Source organism: Pseudomonas sp. GW821-FHT02A08, assembly GCF_059422045.1.
The window spans coordinates 72,358-92,572 of the sequence record NZ_JBWKWD010000024.1; the positions used below are offsets into that span (position 1 = coordinate 72,358).

Here is a 20,215-nt window from a genome sequence, read left to right on the forward strand (position 1 = left end):
GGTTTGTGGACGGTGAATGTTTCGGGCGTTCATCAGCTGCCACCAAACCAGTTGTAGCCCTGGTCTTCCCAGTAGCCGCCGCTGTAGGTGTTGCTGACGAAAATCGCCTGAATGTGTTTGGGGTTCTTGTAGCCCAGCTTGGTGGGCATGCGCAGCTTCATCGGGAAGCCGTACTGGCGCGGCAGCACCGAGCCGTCATAGGTCAGCGTCAGCAGGGTCTGCGCGTGCAGCGCGGTGGCCATGTCGATGCTGGTGTAGTAGTCGTCGGCGCATTTGAAGCCGACGTATTTGGCATCGGTGTCGGCGCCGATGCGTTTGAGGAAATCGCTGAAACGCACGCCGCCCCAACGGCCGATGGCGCTCCAGCCTTCGACGCAAATGTGCCGGGTGATCTGCTCGGTCTGGGCCATGGCGCGCAGCTCTTCGAGGCGCCAGCTGCGCTTGTCGGCGACCAGGCCGGTGATTTCCAGGCGATAGCCCTCCTCCTCCACCGTCGGCGCTTCGTCGATGCCATAGAAGGCATTGAAGGGAAACGGCCGGGTGATCATCGATTCGGGATAGGTCGGTGCCATCGCGTTGGGGTTGAACAGCCAGCCCTGCACCCGATCGTTGAAGCGCGACATGGACGACAGTGCGGTCTCGACGCTTTCGTTGTCGGTGATGTTGCAACCGGACAACATCGCCACGCCGCCGAGGGTCAGGCCGCGCAACAGGAAGGAGCGGCGCGAGCGGTCTTCGATCTGCGGGGCGAGGATCTTGCGGGCCTCGGTGAGGATCGACGCCTCGTCCGGCCCGGGTACCTGAATACGCTTTTTCATACCTGCTCCTTGCGGCCGACGATCATGGCCAACAGCGTTTTTGGAACCAGTGCGACCATCACCAGATGCACCGCCACGAAGGCCACCAGCAATGCCATGGCAAAGAAGTGCACGCGGCGTGCGCCCTCGTAGCCGAACAGCAATTCACGCAACAGCGGGAACTGCACCGACTTCCACAACACCAGCCCGGAGAGCACCAGCAGGAGGATGTCGACCATCACGAACAGGTATGCAAAACGCTGCACCTGGTTGTAATGACTGAGGTCGGCGTGCCCGAGTTTTCCGCGCAAGGCGGCCCACAGGTCATGCAGCACGCCTTTGGGCGACACCGGGAAGAAACGCCGTTTCAGGCGCCCGCTGAACAGGTTGAAGGCCAGGTAGATCAGGCCGTTGATCGCCAGGAACCACATCGCCGCGAAATGCCATTGCAGCGCGCCGCCCAGCCAGCCGCCGAGGGTGATCGACTTGGGAAAACTGAATTCATAGATCGGCGAGGCGTTGTAGATGCGCCAGCCGCTGGTGACCATCACCAGCACCGCCAGGGCGTTGAGCCAATGGGTCAGGCGTAGCCAGCGTGGATGACTGGGCTTGGGTGAAGCAGTGCTCTGCGACATGTCCGGCTCCCGTTTGTTGTTGTTCGTTGGAGCCGAGTATGGGAGCCGGAAGATCGCCAAATCCTCACGTAAAGTTAAATTAAACGTGATAACTCGCTCACAACGAGCACCGAAAAACCTGTGGGAGCGGGCTTGCCCGCGAAGGCGGTGTGTCAGTCGACATCTGTATTGCCTGACACACCGCTTTCGCGAGCAAGCCCGCTCCCACAGGATTTGCGCAATTATGGTTAAATGCCGCCCCTTTCCATGCCACCGACCCGACCCGATGAACCCTGAAGCCCTCGCCACCCTCAACCAGCACCTGCTGACCGCCCTCGCAGCCGCCCCTGCCGAAACCCGCCGCCTGTTCCACGGCCGTGGCCGCTGCTGGCCGGGGCTGGAGCAAGTGACCGTGGACTGGCTGCAGGGCGTAGTGCTGGTGGCGCTGTTCAAGGAACCGGAAGCGGCGCAACTGGAAGACCTGAAGCAGTTGCTGATGGCGATCACCCGGTCTGAGCAGTGGGCAAAATCTGGCGCCCACACGCTGCTGCTGCAACATCGCTACCTGCTGCAAAGCACCACCGAGTGGCTGCTGGGGGACGTCATCGAAGAAATGACCATCACCGAAGGCGGGTTGAAGTACCGGGTGGACCTGGGTCGCAAACAGAACACCGGCCTGTTCCTCGACATGCGCTACGGTCGCGATTGGGTCCGCGCCAATGCCGAGGGCAAGCGAGTGCTGAATCTGTTCGCCTATACCTGCGGTTTCTCGGTGGCGGCCATCGAAGGCGGCGCGAGCCACGTGGTCAACCTCGACATGTCGAGCCCGGCCTTGAACCGTGGCCGCGACAACCACCGGCTCAACGGCCACGACATGAGCAAGGTCAGTTTCCTCGGCCACGATCTGTTCAAATCCTGGGGCAAGGTGATCGGCAAGGGGCCGTACGACCTGGTGATCATCGACCCGCCCTCGTTCCAGAAAGGCAGCTTCCTGCTGACCAAGGACTACCAGCGCGTGCTGCGCCGGTTGCCGGAATTGCTCAGCCCCCAAGGTACCGTGCTGGCATGCATGAACGACCCGGCGTTTGGTGCTGATTTCCTGATCGATGGCGTGACTCGCGAAGCACCGAGCTTGCGGTTCGAGCAGCGGCTGGAGAATCCGCCGGAGTTTCCGGATGCGGATGTCGAGTGTGGGTTGAAGGCGTTGGTGTTTCGGCAGTAACACCGAGTCGTGCCCTTCGCGAGCAAGCCCGCTCCCACATAGGCGTTGTGACGAGCCGAGATCCAGTGTGGGAGCGGGCTTGCTCGCGAAGGGGCCAATGCATTCACCAAACCACCAAGGTTCAACGCGGCTGCAACACCAACGCAAACAACTCGCCATGCCCGTTCACATTGAGCTTGTGATAGAGGTTGCGCCGGTGCACTTTCACCGTCTCCGGGGAGATGCTCATTTGCTGGGCGATAGCCTTGCTGGAGAAGCCCTGGAGAATCAGGCGCGCGGTTTCGATTTCCCGCAGGGTCAGGCGTGCGTCGAAGCGATCGAGCAAGGTCGCCAGATCGCCCGCCGGTGGTTCGGCGACCGGCCCTTCCAGCGGCAGTAAATCCAGATGTCGGCGCATCGCCGCCAGCACCCAGTCTCGCACGCACAGCAGGCGGCCCTGCTCCTCGAGGCTGAAGCGTGTCGCACGCCCCAGGGACAGGCCGAGCACGGCGCCATCGACATTGACCATGAACTGCAACTCATCCCCACCGACCACGGTGCTGAAGTAACTCAGGTAGTACTCGCTGTGCTGGAACTGGTCGGGGGCCACCGATTCGAGGCTGTGCAAGCCGTCGGCGATGCCCGCGCAGGCAGCCTGGTAGAACGGGTCGAGCAGGTACATGCCGGCGCGGTAGTCCGCCAGTTCTTCATGGTCGTCGATGCGGCCCGTGGCATCGAAGTCAATCAGCAGCCGCGGCACATGACCCGGGCGCATCAGCGCCACCAGCGCGTTATCCAGCGGCATCAGCAAGCGCAGGGTATCGACCAGCGCACGCCAGAAACCGTCCTGCCCCACCGCCGTGAAGACCCGCGCCAGCCCCTGATGCACCGGCAACTCTTTCAACAACGCGTCCACGCACTACCCCTTTTGAGTAACCCATGATGGGAATGGGTGTAAGCCACCCCGGTCGATACGCTGCAAACTCCTGATTACCACCGGCCGCAACAGGCCAGGAGTGCCGCATCATGAGTCGTCACCGCTTGTATTTCAATCTGGGGTTTGGCGCCTGTCTGGCGGTTTCGCTGCCAGCGTTTGCGGTCGAAGCCCCGACGGTGCACGTGTACAACTGGTACGACTACATCGGCCCGACTACCTTGCAGGACTTCAAGCGTGACACCGGGATTGTGCCGGTCTACGACACCTTCGACAGCGCCGAAGTGCTGGAAGGCAAGTTGCTCACCAGCCGCAGCGGCTACGACGTGGTGGTGGCCAGCAACTTCAGTCTGCCCACGCTGATCAAGGCTGGTGCCCTCGCCCCCCTGTCCCATGCGCAGATGCCGGACTTCAAGAACATGGACACCGATCTGCTGGCGAAACTGGCCAACAACGATCCGGGCAACCAGTACGCCGTGCCCTACCTGTGGGGCACCAACGGCATCGGCTACAACGTCGACAAAGTGCGCGCCGTGCTGGGCGACAAGGCGCCGGTGGATTCCTGGGACCTGGTGTTCAAGGAAGAGAACCTGGCCAAACTCGGCGAATGCGGCGTGGCCATGCTCGACTCGCCGGCGGAGATGCTGCCGGTCGCCCTGCACTACCTCGGCCTGCCGCCCAACAGCACCAACCCCGAGGACTACAAGAAGGCCGAAGCGCTGCTGCTGAAACTGCGCCCGCACATCGCCTACTTCAACTCGTCGAAGTTCATCAGCGACCTGTCCAACGGCAACATCTGCGTGGCGGTCGGCTGGTCCGGCGCCATGCTCGAAGCCAAGACCACCGCCGAGCAGGCCGGCAACGGCGTGAAGATCGCCTACAGCTTGCCCAGGGAAGGCGCGCCGGTGTGGTTCGACACCCTGGTGCTGCTCAAGGACGCCCCACACCCGGAACAAGGCATGGCCTTCATCGACTACCTGATGCGCCCTGACGTCATCGCCCCCGTCAGCGACCACCTCAACTACCCCAACGGCAACCGCAACGCCACCACGCTGGTGGCCGAAGCGACTCGCAACAACCCGGCGGTTTATCCGCCTGCCGAAGCGATGGCCACCCTGTTCACCCTCCAGCCACTGCCGCCAGCAACCGAGCGCGTGCGCACGCGGATCTGGAGCAAGGTCAAAAACGGCCAATAACGAGGACACCACAAAACCCTGTGGGAGCGGCGGTGCGGCGATCCGACTTGCCCGCGAAGGCGGTGGCTCAGCCAACGTTGATAGCGACTGACACTACGCCTTCGCGAGCAAGCCCGCTCCCACAGTGGATCTACGGTGCCCGAAATACCCCTTTTTTCTGCCACGAATCAAAGATGAGAAAACCCATGAAACCACGCGCCCGTGACCTCAACATCCAGTTCGGCCAACTGCAACCCGGCCCGCTCAACGCCATCACCGACGTTCCCGGCGTACGGGTCGGCCACAGCGATGTACGAGGCCGCACTGCCAATGGCCGCGACATCCTCACCGGCGTCACCGTCATCGAACCCCGCGCCGGCTCCACCAGCCAGCAACCCTGCTTTGCCGGTGTGCATGTGCTCAACGGCAACGGCGATGCCACGGGGCTGGAGTGGATTCGCGAGGCCGGCTTGCTGACCAGCCCCATCGCTTTTACCAACACCCACAGCCTGGGCGTGGTACGCGATGCGCTGATCGTGCTCGACCGCGAGCAGCAACCGGATGACGGGCGCCTCTACTGGAACATGCCGGTGGTGCTGGAAACCTTCGACGGCCTGCTCAACGACATCAACGGTTTTCACGTCAAGCCTGAGCACGTGGCTCAGGCCGTTCGTTCGGCGGTGGGCGGCCCAGTGGCCGAAGGCAATGTCGGCGGTGGCAGCGGCATGATCTGCCATGAATTCAAGGGCGGCATCGGCACTGCTTCACGCCGTTTGAACAGCGCCCAGGGCGGCTGGACGGTGGGGGCGATTGTCCAGGCCAACCACGGCATTCGCAATGAATTGCGCGTCGATGGCTACCCGGTCGGGCGCTACATGGAGCAGGTCGATTCCCCGTTCCTCAAGGCCTCGCTGCCCCATCCGGGCATGGGATCGATCGTGGTCTGCCTGGCCACCGATGCGCCGTTGCTGCCGCACCAGTGCACCCGCCTGGCCCAGCGTGCCAGCCTCGGCCTGGCCCGTACCGGCGGCGGCAATGAAGACCACAGCGGCGACATCTTCATCGCTTTCGCCACCGGTAACGATCACGTGCCACCGGCCGCCTACGAGAGCAAGAAAGCGCCGACCACCCACAACCTGAGCATGGTCAACAACGACCACATCAGCGAGCTGTTCCTGGCCGCCACCGAGGCCGTGGAAGAAGCCATCATCAATGCCCTGCTCGCCGCCGAAACGGCCGAAGGCAACGGGCATGGGGTGCAGGGGCTGGATGTCGAGACACTGCTCAAGGCGTTGCGCAGGGCCGGCTGGCCGGGCGAGCAGATCTAGTGGTGCCGGGGCGGTATGTGGCTCATACCGCCTCGACTTCTTGCTTATACAGGCCACGACCCAAGGTGTGCGCGGCCTGCAAGTGCATAGCCGGATCCTGAATTTCCGACTCCAGCAGCAGTTGCGACGTCACGACCTGCGCACCGCAGTAATCGAAAATGCCATGGTCAATCTGAGTCTTCATGGCGGTTGCATATCCGTGTCGGGCATAGGTGGCCGCGTCGGCTCCACCGACTCCGATCAGGTGTACTCGCAGACGATCCAGCTTTTTCACCAGCTTGGCATCCGTCCCGAAATCGAAAGCCCAGCCATTGGCGAACACTCGGTCGATCCAGCCCTTGAGCAGCGCCGGCATCGACCACCAGAACACCGGGTAGACCAATATCAGCGCATCGGCTCGATCTATCCGCGCCTGCTCGGCGATCACATCGGCCGGTGGTGATGCCTCCCGGTGATGCACCGCCCAATCCGCCGGCCCGAACCTGGGGTCGAAACCTTCGGTCCAGAGATCGGCGATTTCCACCGTGTTATCGGAATCGGCCAGGGCCAGACCGTCAGTAATCCGCGTAACCACGCCACGGGTAAGCGAAAGAGGATCGTGATGAGCGACAACGATAAGTGTGTGCATGCTGGAACTCCTGATTGAGAGCACAGGGCGGACCTTATATACTCTTGGTAAGTTACGAACAGTAAGTTACTTTTGGTACATAGGCATGTCAACCATCGAAACAAAAGAGCAGCCACGTCGCCGGATGTCGCGGGAAGATCGAATGCGCCAGTTGCTGGACGTCGCCTGGCAACTGGTGCGCAAAGAAGGCACGCAAGCTCTGACTCTGGGCCGTCTCGCCGAGTTGGCCGGGATCACCAAGCCGGTGGTTTATGATCACTTCACCACTCGATCCGGATTGCTGGCCGCGCTCTACCAGGATTTCGACACGCGCCAGACTACGTTGATGGATGCCGCGCTGGAGCATTGCGATCCGACCCTGGCCAGCACCGCACGCGTGATTGCCACATCCTACGTCGCTTGCGTGCTGCTGCAGGGCAAAGAGATACCAGGCGTGATCGCCGCTCTGGCGGGTTCGCCGGAACTGGAAAAGATCAAGCGCGAGTACGAAGCGATCTTCCTCGAAAAGTGCCGCAACGTCCTCTCCCCGTTCGCTGAGACGGGAAACACCACGCCAGCCGGATTACGCGCGATGCTCGGCGCCGCCGAAGCCTTGTCCCACGCTGCTGCGAATGACGAGATCAGCGCAGAGCAAGCACAGGACGAACTGTTTGAAATCATCGTGGCGATGGTCGAAAGAAGCACACGTAGCAGTACGACTAGCGGTACTTGAGTGAAACACTCGGTCTTTCTAGGATGGAGTTACGCAGCCGCTTGGTTGCTCAACAAGCCGCTGCGTAGGTGGTGAGTGAACTGAACCCCTATCAAGCTCACCGCTTGTTTCACGCGCATCTTGAGCCTCACGGCTCCACTTCCTCCCCATCAAGAGCTTTGAGGCTCTTTTTTAACCTCCGAAAACCAACACTATTCATTGTGGGAGCGGCGGTGCGGCGATCCCACAGGGGGGATTTTCATTATGTTTCGGTGGCGCACAACGACCGCCACGCCGCTTCCGCCAGCATGTCCCGGTAAGCCTTCGGGCTGCCCTTGACCCGGCCCGACAACCAGGCGCGGCAGTAGCTGTCTGCCTGGCCGACGATCAGCGACGGGATCAGCTCCGCCGGAAAACTCCCCAGCTCGTTACCCTGCGCCCCCAGCCACTCCAGCAACTGCTTGTTGCGCGTCTTGTTGCGGGAGGCGAGTTCGTCCTTGAACGGCCCCTTGGTGACGGCAAACCTTGCGTGGTACTGGAACCGCGCCCACTCCGGCTGGCTATCGACCCAATCCACATAACTGTGCACCAGCGCGTACACCCCGGCTTGAGCGGTGCGTGCCTCAGCCAGGTAGCTGTCGCGCAAGCGGGCCTGATCGTCGAGGGCGGTAAAAAACAGCGCCGCCACCAGGCCTTCCTTGTTGCCGAAATGGTGATAGATCGCGCCGACACTGGTATCGCATTCGGCACGGATCATTTCGATGGTGGTGGCCTCGATCCCCTGTTCGTTGAACAGGCCCAGGGCCTTTCTGAAGATGTCGCGCTTGAGTTCGGCGCGTCGTCCTGGGTAGCAGCGTTCGAGCAGATCGGCGGTTTCCATACGCAAAGACAGTCCGGAAAAGTCATCGGTGGGGGCTGGCGGTTGCCAGCAGACAAGTGGCGCTAGGTTGACAGATTTCCCTTCGACAGAATACTGTTCCGTCACAGAATATTATTCTGCAAAAGAATATTGTTCTGTAATCCATCATCCGCAAGAGGCAAAATAAATGAGTCAGTTCCTCAGCATGTTCAACAGCGCAGGCCCGCAAGCGTTCAGCAAAATGGCCTGCCAGGTGGCGCCCTACTTCTCCAGCATCAACCCGTTGGTCAAGGATTTGCGCAAAGACAGCGCAACCGTGCACGTGCCATTTGCCCGGGAGATCACCAATCATTTGGGGACGGTGCATGCCATTGCCATGTGCAACGCCGCCGAACTGGCTGCCGGGATGATGACCGACGTATCCATTCCCGCCGGTGCACGCTGGATTCCCAAAGGCATGACCGTGGAATACCTGGCCAAGGCCAAGAGCGATGTGACGGCGGTGGCCGAGGGGGATGCGGTGGACTGGACCACCGAAGGCGACAAGATCGTGCCCGTGGACATTCACGATGCCGAGGGCAAGAAAGTGTTCACGGCGCGGATTACCATGAATGTGAAGCTGGCCTGACACTGATTGAAAGAACAGGCAAAGCACGGACCAATGTGGGAGCGGCGGTGCGGCGATCCGACTTGCTCGCGAAAGCGGTATGTCAGCCAACATTTTAGGCGACTGATACGACGCCTTCGCGAGCAAGCCCGCTCCCACAGGGGGATTTTTGGTGTTCGGGAGAGTGCGGTCAGACCAGGCGCAACCGGGGGCCAGACGCCGGCACTGCCTCATCACCCAACCGCTCGCGCACAAATTCATTGGCCTTGCGCGTCAACTGGTCCAGATGCCGGTCGCGCTGTTTTTCCGCGTCGGTCATGGCCCGTTTGCCATGCTTTTGCAGCAGGTAGGTATGAATCTGCCGCACTTCCAGCGAGCTGTAGATCGACGCCACATCCAGCAGCGCCATCAAGCCATCGGTGGCGTGGTCGCGGGTGTTCATCAACACCTGGGTCGCACGCACGCCCACCACCTCAAAGCCCATCGCTTCGAAATACGGCACCTTGGCCACCGCGCAGGTCAGCTCGGCATGGGGATAGCGGCCGACCATTTCCCGCAGCATCCGCCGGGCCACGCCCTGGCGCCGATACTCGGCCTGCACCGCCATGTACGCCACGCCGCAGGCCTCGGGGTCGTCCTGTACCGGCAGGTACAGCACAAAGCCAGTCACCTTTTGCGGGTCGTCTTCGTCCGTGGCGACGATCAACTCCACGGCAATGCCTTTTTCACCGTTCAGCGCCTCCAGATACAGGTGCACCTCATAGCCGATCGCGTATTGATAAAGGTTGTACAGCAGGTTGCTGGGCGGGATCGCGACCATGCTGATGTCGGTCAGGTTGTCGACCACCATCTGCAGGATCTGGCTATTGATGTGCTCGGGGCACGGGGTCTTGAAGTGGCTGATCAGAGGCATTGCGGTGGCGGGCTCCGGAAGGCAAGGGCCGCCTATCATAGCGCGCCTGGCACGTCCGGTCCGAAGGTGATGGACAGACATCCATCTTCCTTGAGCCATGCGCATCGCCGGTGGACGCCTGCTAGTGTTTTCAAGGCTGACAGCCGTGAGTCAGGCACACTTTGTGCTGGATGAACTGGACGCTTTCGCGAGCAGGCCCGTTCCCATAGGGGGCTGCGGTTTTGCCCACTCCTCGATCTTCTGTGGGAGCTCGCCTGCTCGCGAAAGCGTTCACCGCCACACCGGTCTGTGGTGTGAATGGGGGGGATTGGTCGGGTCAATGCCCCCAACTTTGAGGAATCCCACCCACTGTGCCACTACGACTAAAGTCTGACCAGCCAGCCTATTGATATCAAACAGGTTTTCGTACACCCCCTCGATGGCGCACCTCTTGCACCAAGCGAATGACGAACGTCAGCCACGCCGGCGCGCCCCGAGGGGAAAAACATGAAAAAAATGCCAAACCTCAAATCGCTCGGTTTTTTCAGCAAACCGGGCATCGCCGCTGTGATGCTGATCAACGTCAGCTTCGGCACCGTCAATGCAGCACCGCTTGACGATGTCAGCCCGCCGCCGCCAACGGATCCTTCGGCGTATAGCAACCCGCCGACCGACTTCAAGGCCGCGCTGGATGCCATAGAGGCCATGCCACCCGCCAACACGGGTGCCTTCGCCCTGCCCAATGGCGTTTTTGGCACCCGCACCACGCCAACGACCGACAACGTGCTGCCGCCAAACCTGCAGACCTCCTTCAAAATCCCCACCAACGGCAAACCCAGCCCGTTGTACGGGGCGCAGCCGTACACTCAGCAATTGCTGCTGTTCGAAGAATTCGGTACGGAAAAACTCGACCCGACACTGCCGCCGCCCACCCTGACCTTCCCGGTGCCGATCGTCGGCCCGGCGCCCACCCAGGACCCGAACAACATCGCCCGCAGCGGCCCTTCGGCCGCGGCGCTGGAAGCCTTCATGCGCCAGCCGGGGCTGTTCCCGTTTCCGTCGCAGTTTTCCAACGTGCTGGACCGCAACCCGTGGAAAGCGCAGATCGAAGCCTTCCTCAACCGCCATCCGGTCGGCTCGCCGGCCGAAGGTCGTCCGCCAGGAAAAGGCTGGTCGCACCAGCGCTGGAACGAGTTCTACCCACAGGTCGCCTTCAAGACCGCGCAAGCGGGCGCCAAGCTCAACGGCGGCATGCGCGACCGCCGCCAGTTGCACAACTACGCCGTTGGTGAGTTCGGACCGGGCGGGCTGTACAACCAGACCTCGGACGCGCCGATCATTGCGGGCACCACCAAGGGCATCGATACGCGCTTTCACCCCAACATGCCGATTCAGAACCACAAGGCGCTCTGGACCTTCGACGGCACCTTTCCGCCAAAACTGTTGATGGTGCGCTACGGCCAGGGCGTACTGATGCGGCACTACAACGCCTTGCCCATCGATCCATCGGCCAACATGGGTTTTGGCCTGCACACCCTCAGCACCCATGAACACAACGGCCACTCCCCGGCCGAAAGCGACGGCTTCGCCAATGCGTTTTTCTTTCCGGGGCAGTACTACGACTATCGCTGGCCGATCCAGCTGGCCGGTTACGACAGCATCAACACCAGCGCCCAGGATCCGCGCGCGGCGTTCCCCTGCGCCCCGGGTGAAACCCTGTATGTCAACGATGCCACGCCGGGCCTGAAGACCTGCAACAACGGCAGCATCAAGATTCGTGGCGACTGGCGCGAAACCATGAGCACCCACTGGTTCCATGACCACATGCTCGATTTCACCGCGCAGAACGTCTACAAGGGCAGTGCGTCTATGATGAACTACTACAGCGCCATGGACCGCGGTAATGAAGCGCTGCAAGACGGCGTCAACCTGCGCCTGCCCAGCGGTTCGGCATTGTCCTGGGGCAACCGCGACTACGACGTCAACCTGATGGTGGCCGACAAGGCCTGGGATGCCAATGGCCAGTTGTGGTTCAACCCGTTCAACACCGATGGCTTTCTCGGCGATCAGATCCTGGTCAACTGGCAGTACCAGCCGCGCCTGAACGTGCGGGCGCGCAGCTATCGCTTCCGCATCCTCAATGGCTCGGTGTCGCGTTTCTTCAGGATCGCGCTGGTGCGTGAAGTCGTCGGCACCGGGGGTGAATTCCCCGGCCCGGCAGGTTCCGGCCTGTCCTATACCCGCGTGCCCTTCCACATGATCGCCAACGACGGCAACCTCATGGAACATGCCGTGCCGTTCGACGGCAGCATGGACCTGGACGCCGACGGCGATGTGCAGGACCACAACGCCATCCTGCCCACCCAGGGCATTGCCGAGCGCTTCGACATCATCGTCAACTTCTCGAAATACGGGATCAGGACAGGCGACAAGCTGTACTTCGTCAACCTGATGGAGCACCACGACGGCAAGGGTCCTGAGAGTACTCCGCTGAGCCTGGCCGATGTGCTGTCCGGCAAGTACAAAGCGGTGCTCAAACTGGGCAGCAAGGGGCTGGAATGGGATTTGGGTGACCCGGCGGTGGGCAAGTTCATGCAGATGGTGGTTCAGCCTTATGCCGGCCAGGACGTGAGCATGAACCCCGCCGACTACGAACCCGCCAAACCGGGTAAACCGGTCGGCAAGGTCATGATCCCGCTGACGGTCAACCGCGACGATCCAACGATGCAGGCCAAGCTCAAGACAGTGCGGCATCGCGAGTTCGTCTTCGGCCGCTCCGACGGTACCGACGAAGAACCCTGGACCATCAAGACCGACGGCGGTTTAGGTTTCCAGATGGACCCTCGAATCATCAGTGCCGCACCGCAACTGGCCACCGGTCCGACCCCTGCCGGGTTCTCCGGCGACGGCACCCTGGAAGTGTGGAAAATCAGGAACGGCGGCAACGGCTGGAGCCACCCTGTTCACGTGCATTTCGAAGAAGGCGTCGTCCTCAGCCGCGACGGCAAGGCACCGCCGGAATGGGAAAAATGGGCACGCAAGGACGTCTATCTCATCGGCCAGGGCATCGACAGTACGGTGGATGTGGACATCGCGATCCGCTTCCGTGAGTTTGCCGGGACCTACCTGGAGCATTGCCACAACACTCAGCACGAGGACACCTCCATGCTGCTGCGTTGGGATGTCGAGCATCCCGGTCAGTTCCAGTTGATGCCAACGCCCCTGCCCGGCTGGGACGGCGTCACCTACGTCAACTCCGCCGCGCTGCCGACCTTCCGCACTGGCGATAAACGTGAAGAGGACCCTGATAACCAAAAACCGGTCGCCAACCCCGACAGCGCCATCAGTAACACCGGCCAACCGGTGATCATCAACGTACTGGCCAACGACAGCGACCCTGACGGTAACGTGCCACTGAAAGTGGTAGGGCTGGAGCAACCGGACTCCGGCAAGGGCGTGGTCAGCACCGATGGTACGCGCGTGACCTACACACCACCGGCCACGGTCCCCGCGCCGTTCACCGCGACCTTTAGCTATAGGGCCAGCGATGCCAAGGGTGCGGAATCGGCACCGGCGACAGTGTCCGTGGCGGTCTCGGCTGCGATCAACGAGAGCCTGATCGTCACCAGCGCTACCGTCACCGCCCGCAGCAACAGCCGCTGGTATTGGGTCCTGTCCGGCACCACCTCCCGTGGCACGGGCAACACCATCACGGCGACTGCCACGACCACCACCGGTACGGTGAACCTTGGCGCCGCCGTCCTGACGCCTACGGCGACAGGCGCGCGCTGGAACATAGCGGTGACGACCGCCGGCAGTGGCCCCTCGCCTGGCGCGACGGCAACCGTCAAATCGGCCTTCGGCAAAACCGTGACGGTGCCGATAAAGGCGAACTAGAGCCGATTGATCGACGCCCGGTCCATGCAATGTGGATCGGGCGTTTTTCTTTTGTGTGGCGGGTGGTGGGACCGAGGTGGGGTTTGTTGACTGTCGGTTCTATCGGCGAAGTGCCTGGCAGCTACCGCTGCGGCGCCACCATCCGGAAGCGGATATTGATTTCGTTGGACACCACACTGTCCGCCCACTCGCCCTCGCCGATCTTGAAGTCGTCACGCTTGAGCACCAGTTCGCCCTCGAAGATGCCGATGGCGCTCTCCGATTTGAGCAGCACCGGCACACTCACTTCCCGAGTGAGCCCCCGCAGGGAAAGCTTGCCGGTGATGGTGTAGCGGTTATCGCCCTGGGCCTTGATGGACGTCGACTCGAAGGTCGCCACCGGATAAGTCGCGGTGTCGAACCACGCCGTTTTTTGCAGCTCGGTATTGGCGTCGCTGCTGCCGGCGTCGATGCTGTTCAGCTCGATGGTCAGCGCGGCATGGCCGGCGCCCGGGTTATCGGTGTCGAAGTCGAGTTTGGCCTTGAACTTGTCAAAGGTGCCGTAGGCTCTCGACCCCATCTGCTCATAGGTGAAACTCAAGGTGCTGGCCCTGGCGTTCACATCCTTGTATTCCACGGCTTTCGCAAACGGCACCAGGCCGAACACCAGCGTGCCGGCCAGAGCGACGCAACGCGCGGATCGAAGGTTCATGGCACTCTCCGGGAGGGCTCCCGTCTTGAGTTGACGTGCCGCACGGATCGGGTGGCATCAGATGGACTTAAGCAAACAACCGGCGTTTATTCCACCTCACTCGTTGATTTGCGACCACCTGCCGATGGCCGTGCGCTACCCGCACTCCCCGCGTTGCCACGCCCGCTGCAACAGTTCGATCACTTCGGCATCCGAGGTCTGGGAAAAATCCATGTACCAATGGCCAATCGAGGTGAACCACTCGGGCATCAGCGGACAGATCAACTCATCCACCTCGCTGCGCAGCGCCTCCACCGTTTCGATCGGTGCCACCGGCACCGCCACCACGATGCGCGATGGCGCCTGCGCCCGAAGCGCCTGGATCGCCGCCCTCATCGAAGCACCGGTGGCCAGGCCGTCGTCGATCAGGATCACTACCTGATCCTTGAGCTGCACCGCAGGCCGCGTACCACGGTAGACCTGTTCGCGGCGCAGCAGCTCGCGGCTTTCCCGTTCGACCACGGCGTCGAATGCAGCCTTGGCAATCGGATGCACCCGCAGCGCCTCTTCATTACGAATCCGGATACCGCCGCTGGCAATCGCGCCCATGGCGTACTCCGGGTGGGACGGCACGCCGAGCTTGCGCACCAGCATCAGGTCCAGGCGAACCTTCAACGCCGTGGCCACCTCATACGCCACCGGCACGCCGCCACGGGGCAAGGCCAGAACGATGACGTCGGAACGATTGGCGTAAGGCAGCAACGGCTCAACCAAACGCCGCCCGGCTGCCGGCCGGTCTTGCAGGATGGAATGGGACAAGGGGCTCATGTGAAACCTCCCCAGGCGATCGCGCCTGTCGGTGAGTCCTGCTCCCACTGATGAAGTGCCTGATTCTCAGTGTGCACAAGACTACAAACACCACCGTCCCTGTGGGAGCGGGCTTGCCCGCGAAGACGTCAGTACAGTCGACCTCTACATCAACTGAACCACCACAATCGCGAACAGGCAATCAAAAAAACCAACTACACCAACCGCTCAATCTTCTGATGCTGCCACACCAGTTTGTAATACAGCGTCTGCAACACCAGCATCCCCAGATACGCCACCGGAAACGCCATCCACACCCCTTGCAGCCCGAACTTCGCATCCAGCAGATACGCCGCCGGCAACTGCACGCCCACCACGCAGACAATGGAAATCGCCACCGGCGCCATCACCGTGCCGCTGGCGCGCATGATGCCGCCGATGATCGCCTGGAAACCAAACACCAACAGGCTCCAGAGCATGATGTGCAACAGGTGCTCAGCCATGTTGAGCGTCGCCTCTTCGGTGAGGAACGACGCCAGCAACCAGCTCGACAACAAGTACCCAAGCACCACCAGGCCACCGGTCAAACACACATTGATCATCAGCCCGGTCTTCAGGATCGGCCCGATGCGTTCGATGCGCCCCGCCCCGATCGCCTGCGCCCCGAGTATCGACGCGGTGATCGCAATCGACAGCGCCGGGAACTGCACGTAATTGACGATCTGCGTCACCGCCCCATATGCCGCCGTCGCCTGGGAACCGTGCTGGTTCACCAGCGCCAGAATCACCAGCTCCGACAGCGACAACACCACCATCTGCAACCCGGTGGGCAAACCGATGCGCAGCACCTTGCCGAGGATCGCCATGTCCAGCTTCATCGCCGCAAAGAACTCGCGATCCGGCGCCAGCGGATGGCCCTTGCCAATCAAGCGCCACGCCAGCAGCCCCATCGCCACCAGGTTACCCACCAACCCGGCAATCGCCGCACTCTGAATCCCCATTGGCGCAAAACCCAACCACCCGCGAATCAACGCCGGCGTCAACGCCAGCCCCACACAGGTCGACACCACCAGCGCCAATAACGGCGACAAGGTATCGCTCACCCCGCGCAGCAACTGCGTGAACAACACAAACACCAACAGCGACGGCATGAGCCACAACATCACATGGGCATACGCCACCGCATCGTCCAGCACATCCGCCGGTGTCCCCAACCCCACCAACGCCGAACGCGCAAACACACTCCCCACCACCGCCGCCACCAACCCGATCAACACCCCCAACAACAACGTCGCCCCGGCAATCGCCTTCACCAGATGCGTCTCCCGCGCCCCCCACGCCTGCCCGATCAACACCCCTGCGCCAGCGCCAAGGCCGATCACCAGGGCGATGAAGAAAAACACGATGGGGAACATCCCCGACACCGCCGCCAGCGCCTGGGTGCCGAGCATCTGGCCGATGTAGATGCTGTTGACCGTGCCGGACATGGATTGCAGGAAGTTCGACAGGACCATCGGGGCGAGGAAAAACAGGTAGGTTTTCCAGAGGGGGCGCTGGGGGTTCGGGGTTTGCATTCGGGAAGGTCCATCTCGACGGCGTGAGCGATGATCAAGGATAGCGTGGGTGGCTGAATCCAAGGGGGGCCGTGAACATCTCAGGTCTGTGTTTATATTTCCAGCGACGTTATGTGAAAGGCCTGAAGTTTCATCAACACGAATCTTGCGTAAGCCTCGGAACTCCTCACCTTACCCACGATCTTGATGAAGCTTATAGTCCGCCCCGTCGCCCAAATGGCGACCAGGTTTGGCGACCTGTTCGTCGGTTGCGACACCGTGGTGTTGGAGGACTTTTCCAGGTTGCTGGTCATTCCGTTGCGCGATGGCTGCGACTTGATGGATGTGATCGGCCGACGCTTGCGCTGCATGCAGCGGGTTTAGTCACTCACAATACATTCCCGGCGACGCGTCCCTCCCCCCCCCTCAGGCCCAATGATAGAATCCTGTTTTGAAAAAGGAGTTTCATCTGTGGAGGCTGGAAAAAAGAGTTGCCCCTATTGCGCGGAAGTCATCATGGCTGAAGCCATCTCATGCAAACACTGCCAAACCTTGGAATTGGCCAACACGCCCTTATAACAGTGGCTATACACAACGCTCCCGAGAGGAAGGACAGACCATGACCAGACAAACCGAATCTGCCATTCTCGCCGGCGGCTGCTTCTGGGGCATGCAGGATCTGCTGCGGCGCTATCCCGGTGTGCTGCGCACGCGGGTCGGTTATACCGGCGGTGATGTGCCGAATGCCACCTATCGCAACCATGGCAACCACGCCGAAGCCATCGAGATCGTCTTCGACCCTGCCGTGATCAGCTACCGGCAGATCCTTGAGTTCTTCTTCCAGATACACGACCCCAGCACGCCCAACCGTCAGGGTAATGACCTGGGCCCCAGCTATCGTTCGGCGATCTACTACCTCAACGAACAGCAACGCGACATTGCCGAGGACACCGCTGCCGATGTCGATGCTTCACACCTGTGGCCAGGCCGTGTAGTCACCGAAATCGAACCAGCGGGGCCTTTTTGGGAGGCGGAACCCGAACACCAGGATTACCTCGAACGTATACCGAACGGCTACACATGCCACTTCATCCGCCCGAACTGGAAGCTCCCCAAGCGCGCCTGAAAGTCGAGTTTGTGAGGCGCAGAGGTGGATGACAATCACTCCTCTGAAACCCCTGGGTGCCAAGCAGGACGCGGAGCTTCAACGGGCGGGGTTCCGTCGTGAAACATCGTCTTCAGTTGAGCACGCAGTTCTGGTGTGTCGGTGTGCTTGTGAACACTGACCGCATGCTGCGCGGCGGCCTCAAGCAGTTCGTTTTCAGAGTCTGCGGACAGTGCGATTGAGCAGTGGGAGTCGCTCGGAAACTCGCGGCAGTCGATGTATTTACGCGCCATAAATGTTTTCTCCCTACGACGAAGGCAGGCCGTGGCCTGCGTGAACGATCGCTCGACGCACCCCCCATACATCAAACACGACTGCATGCCACATCGAGTGTGCCGATCGTCAAAGTATAGGCCCACCGATGTCAGGGTAGTTGTGCCAGACATGGAAAAACGGCCGCGCGGAAACAGGGAACAGATCACGACGGCTCGGTATTTACCTGAAATCGTGGTCTGTCCCTTTTTTATGCCGGGTGGTGCGTGCCGGCAAGGACGGCAAAGTCCAAGTGGCGATGTTGCCGCAACCGCTTGATGGTGAGTGCGACCCTTCACGACAGGCACGTATCGGCCAGAAACGCCCACCTGGCCTCATGAAAGCAAAAAAATCCGCACCTTTTCTCAGCCAAAAGTTGAAACTTGATTAATGGCCATATGCCATCTTACGGTAAGCTCCCCCTCCCTACACTCATGCAAGGAAATGCCGTGAAAAAGTCCCTCCTGATCATCCCACTACTCGCGCTGCTGCAAGGTTGTGGTGTAACCATGACGCGTTATGAGCCGAGTTACGAGAACGTCCAACAGCTCAAGCAGACTCCACCACTGCAATCAATCAGCAATGCTCAGGTGAAGGCGGACTCTGGCCAGGGCTCGCTGACTGTTCGGGCTAATCCGATCAGCTCGCCGAGTGGCAGCATCCCTCTGCATATTCAGGAGGCCATCAACGAAGAACTGCGCCGAGCAGGCCTGCTGAATCCGCAAGCACAGCGGCACCTGGATGTATTGCTGGTCAAGAATGAGCTGACGGCAGGAGTGGGTACCGGTACTGGCCAGCTCGCTGCCCGCTTTACTTTGCTCAAGGGCAATGAGGTGGTTTACGACGCGACCAAGGACGTGAGCCGCCAGTGGGACAGCAGTTTTTTCGGACCCATTGCGATCCCGAACGCCGCCAATGCCTACAACCCGATGGTTCGTGATTTGCTGAAGACCTTGTACAGCGACCCGCAGTTCATACAGGCCCTTAAATGAGGGTAAAAAAAGAGCCGCAATTGCGGCTCTTTTTTATCATATCCGTGACACGCCGGAATCGAGTGCCGAATATTTCAGGCTCTTACTCTCTACCATTTGTTTGAGCAACGCATTGACCTGGCGGCTGAAGGTATCGCTAATCGCCGCTTTCGGGGTATTACCCATCAAAGGCACAAACCAGATACCCATCCAGGTATTGATCGAGTCATGGTTACTGGCATTGCTGATTGCCAGCCCTTGTTGGTCAAGCGCCTCGAGACTCATGGTGTATTGATCAGTGACCATCGTAGGGATGATGGTCATAGTGAGCCCACTGATAAAGGACATGACAAGCTGTCCACCACCAGGCGGGTGGTTGTAAACCTTGAGGCGCAGGTTGTAATCGCCAGGCTGCTTCTGAAATTCGTCCAGCGTGACGCGACCGAAGAGCCCGGAATCACTCAGCACTTTTTGAAGTTCAGGCTTGAGCATGTCGCGCGCTTGTGGAATTTCAACGGCTGAAGCGCTTTTTGGCGCGCCTTGGTAGAAATCGAAGTCCACATACACATTCGGCTTGTTCGAATAGCTCGACATGGACGGCAGATTCACCGGAGCCACTTCATCCTTGGTGAAGCTGGCGCAACCGCTCAGCCCTAGTACCAGGGCTAACCCCAGAATTTTTCCAACTTGCATGATGGCTTCCTTAATTGATGGCATAGCGCCTCCATGACCGGAGTGCCAGACGGATTCTAGAGAGCACGCAATGATTGCAAAAGGCCACATCTGAGAAAATTGGCTGAAAAACAGAAAAAAGGGCAGATTTACTTTCCATAGCCTGATCGGCCAGAAGCGCCCCTTCTCGATCAGTCAAATCCATGTCGCCTTAAGGCAAGCAACCCCTACCAAATACGGCCGGTGAAACAGGGCCGCTACCAACCCCGAAAATGGGGTACTACACCCACCCAACCGGGGGTTTACCACCTAACTTGAGGAATGTTCCCCACTCAGCCCCGTCCAAAACTGAAACATTAAGAAACAATTCGTTAATTAATTTGAACTTTTTCTTCGACCCATGGTAGTGGCTCATTAGTTGCACTCCCCCCAAGTACCCGCAACAGCTGTCGTCCCGGACATCATGGAGACGGCGGGGCTTGCCAGATTCGGCATGACGCGA

Annotated in this window: 20 protein-coding genes; 9 read left to right on the forward strand and 11 right to left on the reverse strand. The window is 60.6% G+C overall.

The features are described from left to right. Window positions 1-32: 32 nt before the first annotated feature. Window positions 33-818 (reverse strand): molybdopterin-dependent oxidoreductase, encoded by a 786-nt coding sequence (locus tag AC07W4_RS17845; RefSeq protein WP_495033348.1) that lies wholly within the window; start codon window positions 816-818, stop codon window positions 33-35. Then, a complete protein-coding gene (locus AC07W4_RS17850; protein ID WP_008049968.1) occupies window positions 815-1,432 on the reverse strand; it encodes a cytochrome b/b6 domain-containing protein in 618 nt (205 codons plus the stop codon). The genes AC07W4_RS17845 and AC07W4_RS17850 overlap by 4 nt, the downstream gene beginning before the upstream one ends. 265 nt (window positions 1,433-1,697) lie before the next feature. Here AC07W4_RS17850 and AC07W4_RS17855 point away from each other — a divergent pair, with 265 nt between their 5' ends. After that, on the forward strand, window positions 1,698-2,633 hold the full coding sequence (locus AC07W4_RS17855) for a class I SAM-dependent methyltransferase (protein ID WP_495033349.1): 936 nt from the start codon (window positions 1,698-1,700) through the stop codon (window positions 2,631-2,633). 121 nt (window positions 2,634-2,754) lie between these two features. Here AC07W4_RS17855 and AC07W4_RS17860 read toward each other — a convergent pair whose 3' ends face one another. Then, on the reverse strand, window positions 2,755-3,528 hold the full coding sequence (locus AC07W4_RS17860) for a helix-turn-helix transcriptional regulator (RefSeq protein ID WP_495033350.1): 774 nt from the start codon (window positions 3,526-3,528) through the stop codon (window positions 2,755-2,757). A gap of 110 nt (window positions 3,529-3,638) precedes the next feature. Here AC07W4_RS17860 and AC07W4_RS17865 point away from each other — a divergent pair, with 110 nt between their 5' ends. Together AC07W4_RS17865 and AC07W4_RS17870 are read left to right on the forward strand one after the other, a co-directional pair. After that, on the forward strand, window positions 3,639-4,742 hold the full coding sequence (locus tag AC07W4_RS17865) for an extracellular solute-binding protein (protein ID WP_495033351.1): 1,104 nt from the start codon (window positions 3,639-3,641) through the stop codon (window positions 4,740-4,742). A 185-nt stretch (window positions 4,743-4,927) separates the two neighbouring features. After that, a complete protein-coding gene (locus tag AC07W4_RS17870; RefSeq protein WP_495033352.1) occupies window positions 4,928-6,049 on the forward strand; it encodes a DmpA family aminopeptidase in 1,122 nt (373 codons plus the stop codon). 22 nt (window positions 6,050-6,071) lie between these two features. On the opposite strand, the gene AC07W4_RS17875 is transcribed toward AC07W4_RS17870, so the two are convergent. Next, window positions 6,072-6,677: an NAD(P)H-dependent oxidoreductase gene (locus AC07W4_RS17875; protein WP_495033353.1), complete on the reverse strand. Its 606-nt coding sequence runs from the start codon at window positions 6,675-6,677 to the stop codon at window positions 6,072-6,074. An 85-nt stretch (window positions 6,678-6,762) separates the two neighbouring features. Between AC07W4_RS17875 and AC07W4_RS17880 the strand changes: the two genes are divergently transcribed. Beyond that, window positions 6,763-7,389 (forward strand): TetR/AcrR family transcriptional regulator, encoded by a 627-nt coding sequence (locus AC07W4_RS17880; RefSeq protein ID WP_495033354.1) that lies wholly within the window; start codon window positions 6,763-6,765, stop codon window positions 7,387-7,389. Between the two features lie 241 nt (window positions 7,390-7,630). Here AC07W4_RS17880 and AC07W4_RS17885 read toward each other — a convergent pair whose 3' ends face one another. After that, entirely contained in the window at window positions 7,631-8,248 is a 618-nt protein-coding gene (locus AC07W4_RS17885) for a TetR/AcrR family transcriptional regulator (protein WP_008049980.1), read from the reverse strand. 166 nt (window positions 8,249-8,414) lie between these two features. Here AC07W4_RS17885 and AC07W4_RS17890 point away from each other — a divergent pair, with 166 nt between their 5' ends. Then, window positions 8,415-8,855, forward strand: a complete 441-nt coding sequence (locus AC07W4_RS17890; protein WP_495033355.1) for a hotdog fold domain-containing protein — start codon at window positions 8,415-8,417, stop codon at window positions 8,853-8,855. Between the two features lie 169 nt (window positions 8,856-9,024). Here the strand turns inward: AC07W4_RS17890 and AC07W4_RS17895 are convergent, their stop codons facing one another. Next, window positions 9,025-9,747: a GNAT family N-acetyltransferase gene (locus AC07W4_RS17895; RefSeq protein WP_495033356.1), complete on the reverse strand. Its 723-nt coding sequence runs from the start codon at window positions 9,745-9,747 to the stop codon at window positions 9,025-9,027. A gap of 486 nt (window positions 9,748-10,233) precedes the next feature. On the opposite strand from AC07W4_RS17895, the gene AC07W4_RS17900 reads away from it, so the two are divergent. Beyond that, the gene (locus tag AC07W4_RS17900; RefSeq protein ID WP_495033357.1) at window positions 10,234-13,623 is read left to right on the forward strand and encodes an Ig-like domain-containing protein; all 3,390 of its coding nucleotides are present in this window, start codon (window positions 10,234-10,236) and stop codon (window positions 13,621-13,623) included. A gap of 121 nt (window positions 13,624-13,744) precedes the next feature. Here the strand turns inward: AC07W4_RS17900 and AC07W4_RS17905 are convergent, their stop codons facing one another. The 3 genes from AC07W4_RS17905 to AC07W4_RS17915 form a co-directional block, all read right to left on the reverse strand. Beyond that, the gene (locus tag AC07W4_RS17905) at window positions 13,745-14,314 is read right to left on the reverse strand and encodes a YceI family protein (protein ID WP_495033358.1); all 570 of its coding nucleotides are present in this window, start codon (window positions 14,312-14,314) and stop codon (window positions 13,745-13,747) included. A 135-nt stretch (window positions 14,315-14,449) separates the two neighbouring features. Beyond that, window positions 14,450-15,121 (reverse strand): phosphoribosyltransferase, encoded by a 672-nt coding sequence (locus tag AC07W4_RS17910; protein WP_495033359.1) that lies wholly within the window; start codon window positions 15,119-15,121, stop codon window positions 14,450-14,452. Between the two features lie 194 nt (window positions 15,122-15,315). Beyond that, window positions 15,316-16,674 carry an MATE family efflux transporter gene (locus AC07W4_RS17915; RefSeq protein ID WP_495033360.1) on the reverse strand — a complete coding sequence of 453 codons (1,359 nt, stop codon included), beginning with the start codon at window positions 16,672-16,674 and terminating at the stop codon, window positions 15,316-15,318. A gap of 186 nt (window positions 16,675-16,860) precedes the next feature. On the opposite strand from AC07W4_RS17915, the gene AC07W4_RS17920 reads away from it, so the two are divergent. Beyond that, the gene (locus AC07W4_RS17920; protein WP_495033367.1) at window positions 16,861-17,037 is read left to right on the forward strand and encodes a hypothetical protein; all 177 of its coding nucleotides are present in this window, start codon (window positions 16,861-16,863) and stop codon (window positions 17,035-17,037) included. Between the two features lie 235 nt (window positions 17,038-17,272). Beyond that, on the forward strand, window positions 17,273-17,779 hold the full coding sequence (gene msrA / locus AC07W4_RS17925) for a peptide-methionine (S)-S-oxide reductase MsrA (protein ID WP_495033361.1): 507 nt from the start codon (window positions 17,273-17,275) through the stop codon (window positions 17,777-17,779). Between the two features lie 35 nt (window positions 17,780-17,814). On the opposite strand, the gene AC07W4_RS17930 is transcribed toward msrA, so the two are convergent. Next, window positions 17,815-18,051, reverse strand: a complete 237-nt coding sequence (locus AC07W4_RS17930) for a DUF1059 domain-containing protein (RefSeq protein ID WP_008049996.1) — start codon at window positions 18,049-18,051, stop codon at window positions 17,815-17,817. A gap of 468 nt (window positions 18,052-18,519) precedes the next feature. On the opposite strand from AC07W4_RS17930, the gene AC07W4_RS17935 reads away from it, so the two are divergent. Continuing rightward, complete coding sequence (locus AC07W4_RS17935) at window positions 18,520-19,062, forward strand: hypothetical protein (protein ID WP_495033362.1); 543 nt, start codon at window positions 18,520-18,522, stop codon at window positions 19,060-19,062. Window positions 19,063-19,098: 36 nt separating this feature from the next. Here the strand turns inward: AC07W4_RS17935 and AC07W4_RS17940 are convergent, their stop codons facing one another. Next, window positions 19,099-19,734, reverse strand: a complete 636-nt coding sequence (locus AC07W4_RS17940) for a hypothetical protein (protein WP_495033363.1) — start codon at window positions 19,732-19,734, stop codon at window positions 19,099-19,101. Window positions 19,735-20,215: the final 481 nt, after the last annotated feature.

What these genes read in the sequence shown, in the direction of transcription:
- AC07W4_RS17880 (WP_495033354.1), top strand. Translation starts at nt 6,763, where the DNA reads ATGTCAACCATCGAAACAAAAGAGCAGCCACGTCGCCGGATGTCGCGG.
- AC07W4_RS17940 (WP_495033363.1), bottom strand. Translation starts at nt 19,734, where the DNA reads ATGCAAGTTGGAAAAATTCTGGGGTTAGCCCTGGTACTAGGGCTGAGC.
- AC07W4_RS17915 (WP_495033360.1), bottom strand. Translation starts at nt 16,674, where the DNA reads ATGCAAACCCCGAACCCCCAGCGCCCCCTCTGGAAAACCTACCTGTTT.
- AC07W4_RS17845 (WP_495033348.1), bottom strand. Translation starts at nt 818, where the DNA reads ATGAAAAAGCGTATTCAGGTACCCGGGCCGGACGAGGCGTCGATCCTC.
- AC07W4_RS17930 (WP_008049996.1), bottom strand. Translation starts at nt 18,051, where the DNA reads ATGGCGCGTAAATACATCGACTGCCGCGAGTTTCCGAGCGACTCCCAC.
- AC07W4_RS17895 (WP_495033356.1), bottom strand. Translation starts at nt 9,747, where the DNA reads ATGCCTCTGATCAGCCACTTCAAGACCCCGTGCCCCGAGCACATCAAT.
- AC07W4_RS17850 (WP_008049968.1), bottom strand. Translation starts at nt 1,432, where the DNA reads ATGTCGCAGAGCACTGCTTCACCCAAGCCCAGTCATCCACGCTGGCTA.
- msrA (WP_495033361.1), top strand. Translation starts at nt 17,273, where the DNA reads ATGACCAGACAAACCGAATCTGCCATTCTCGCCGGCGGCTGCTTCTGG.
- AC07W4_RS17885 (WP_008049980.1), bottom strand. Translation starts at nt 8,248, where the DNA reads ATGGAAACCGCCGATCTGCTCGAACGCTGCTACCCAGGACGACGCGCC.
- AC07W4_RS17910 (WP_495033359.1), bottom strand. Translation starts at nt 15,121, where the DNA reads ATGAGCCCCTTGTCCCATTCCATCCTGCAAGACCGGCCGGCAGCCGGG.
- AC07W4_RS17920 (WP_495033367.1), top strand. Translation starts at nt 16,861, where the DNA reads ATGAAGCTTATAGTCCGCCCCGTCGCCCAAATGGCGACCAGGTTTGGC.
- AC07W4_RS17875 (WP_495033353.1), bottom strand. Translation starts at nt 6,677, where the DNA reads ATGCACACACTTATCGTTGTCGCTCATCACGATCCTCTTTCGCTTACC.
- AC07W4_RS17855 (WP_495033349.1), top strand. Translation starts at nt 1,698, where the DNA reads ATGAACCCTGAAGCCCTCGCCACCCTCAACCAGCACCTGCTGACCGCC.
- AC07W4_RS17865 (WP_495033351.1), top strand. Translation starts at nt 3,639, where the DNA reads ATGAGTCGTCACCGCTTGTATTTCAATCTGGGGTTTGGCGCCTGTCTG.
- AC07W4_RS17900 (WP_495033357.1), top strand. Translation starts at nt 10,234, where the DNA reads ATGAAAAAAATGCCAAACCTCAAATCGCTCGGTTTTTTCAGCAAACCG.
- AC07W4_RS17905 (WP_495033358.1), bottom strand. Translation starts at nt 14,314, where the DNA reads ATGAACCTTCGATCCGCGCGTTGCGTCGCTCTGGCCGGCACGCTGGTG.
- AC07W4_RS17890 (WP_495033355.1), top strand. Translation starts at nt 8,415, where the DNA reads ATGAGTCAGTTCCTCAGCATGTTCAACAGCGCAGGCCCGCAAGCGTTC.
- AC07W4_RS17870 (WP_495033352.1), top strand. Translation starts at nt 4,928, where the DNA reads ATGAAACCACGCGCCCGTGACCTCAACATCCAGTTCGGCCAACTGCAA.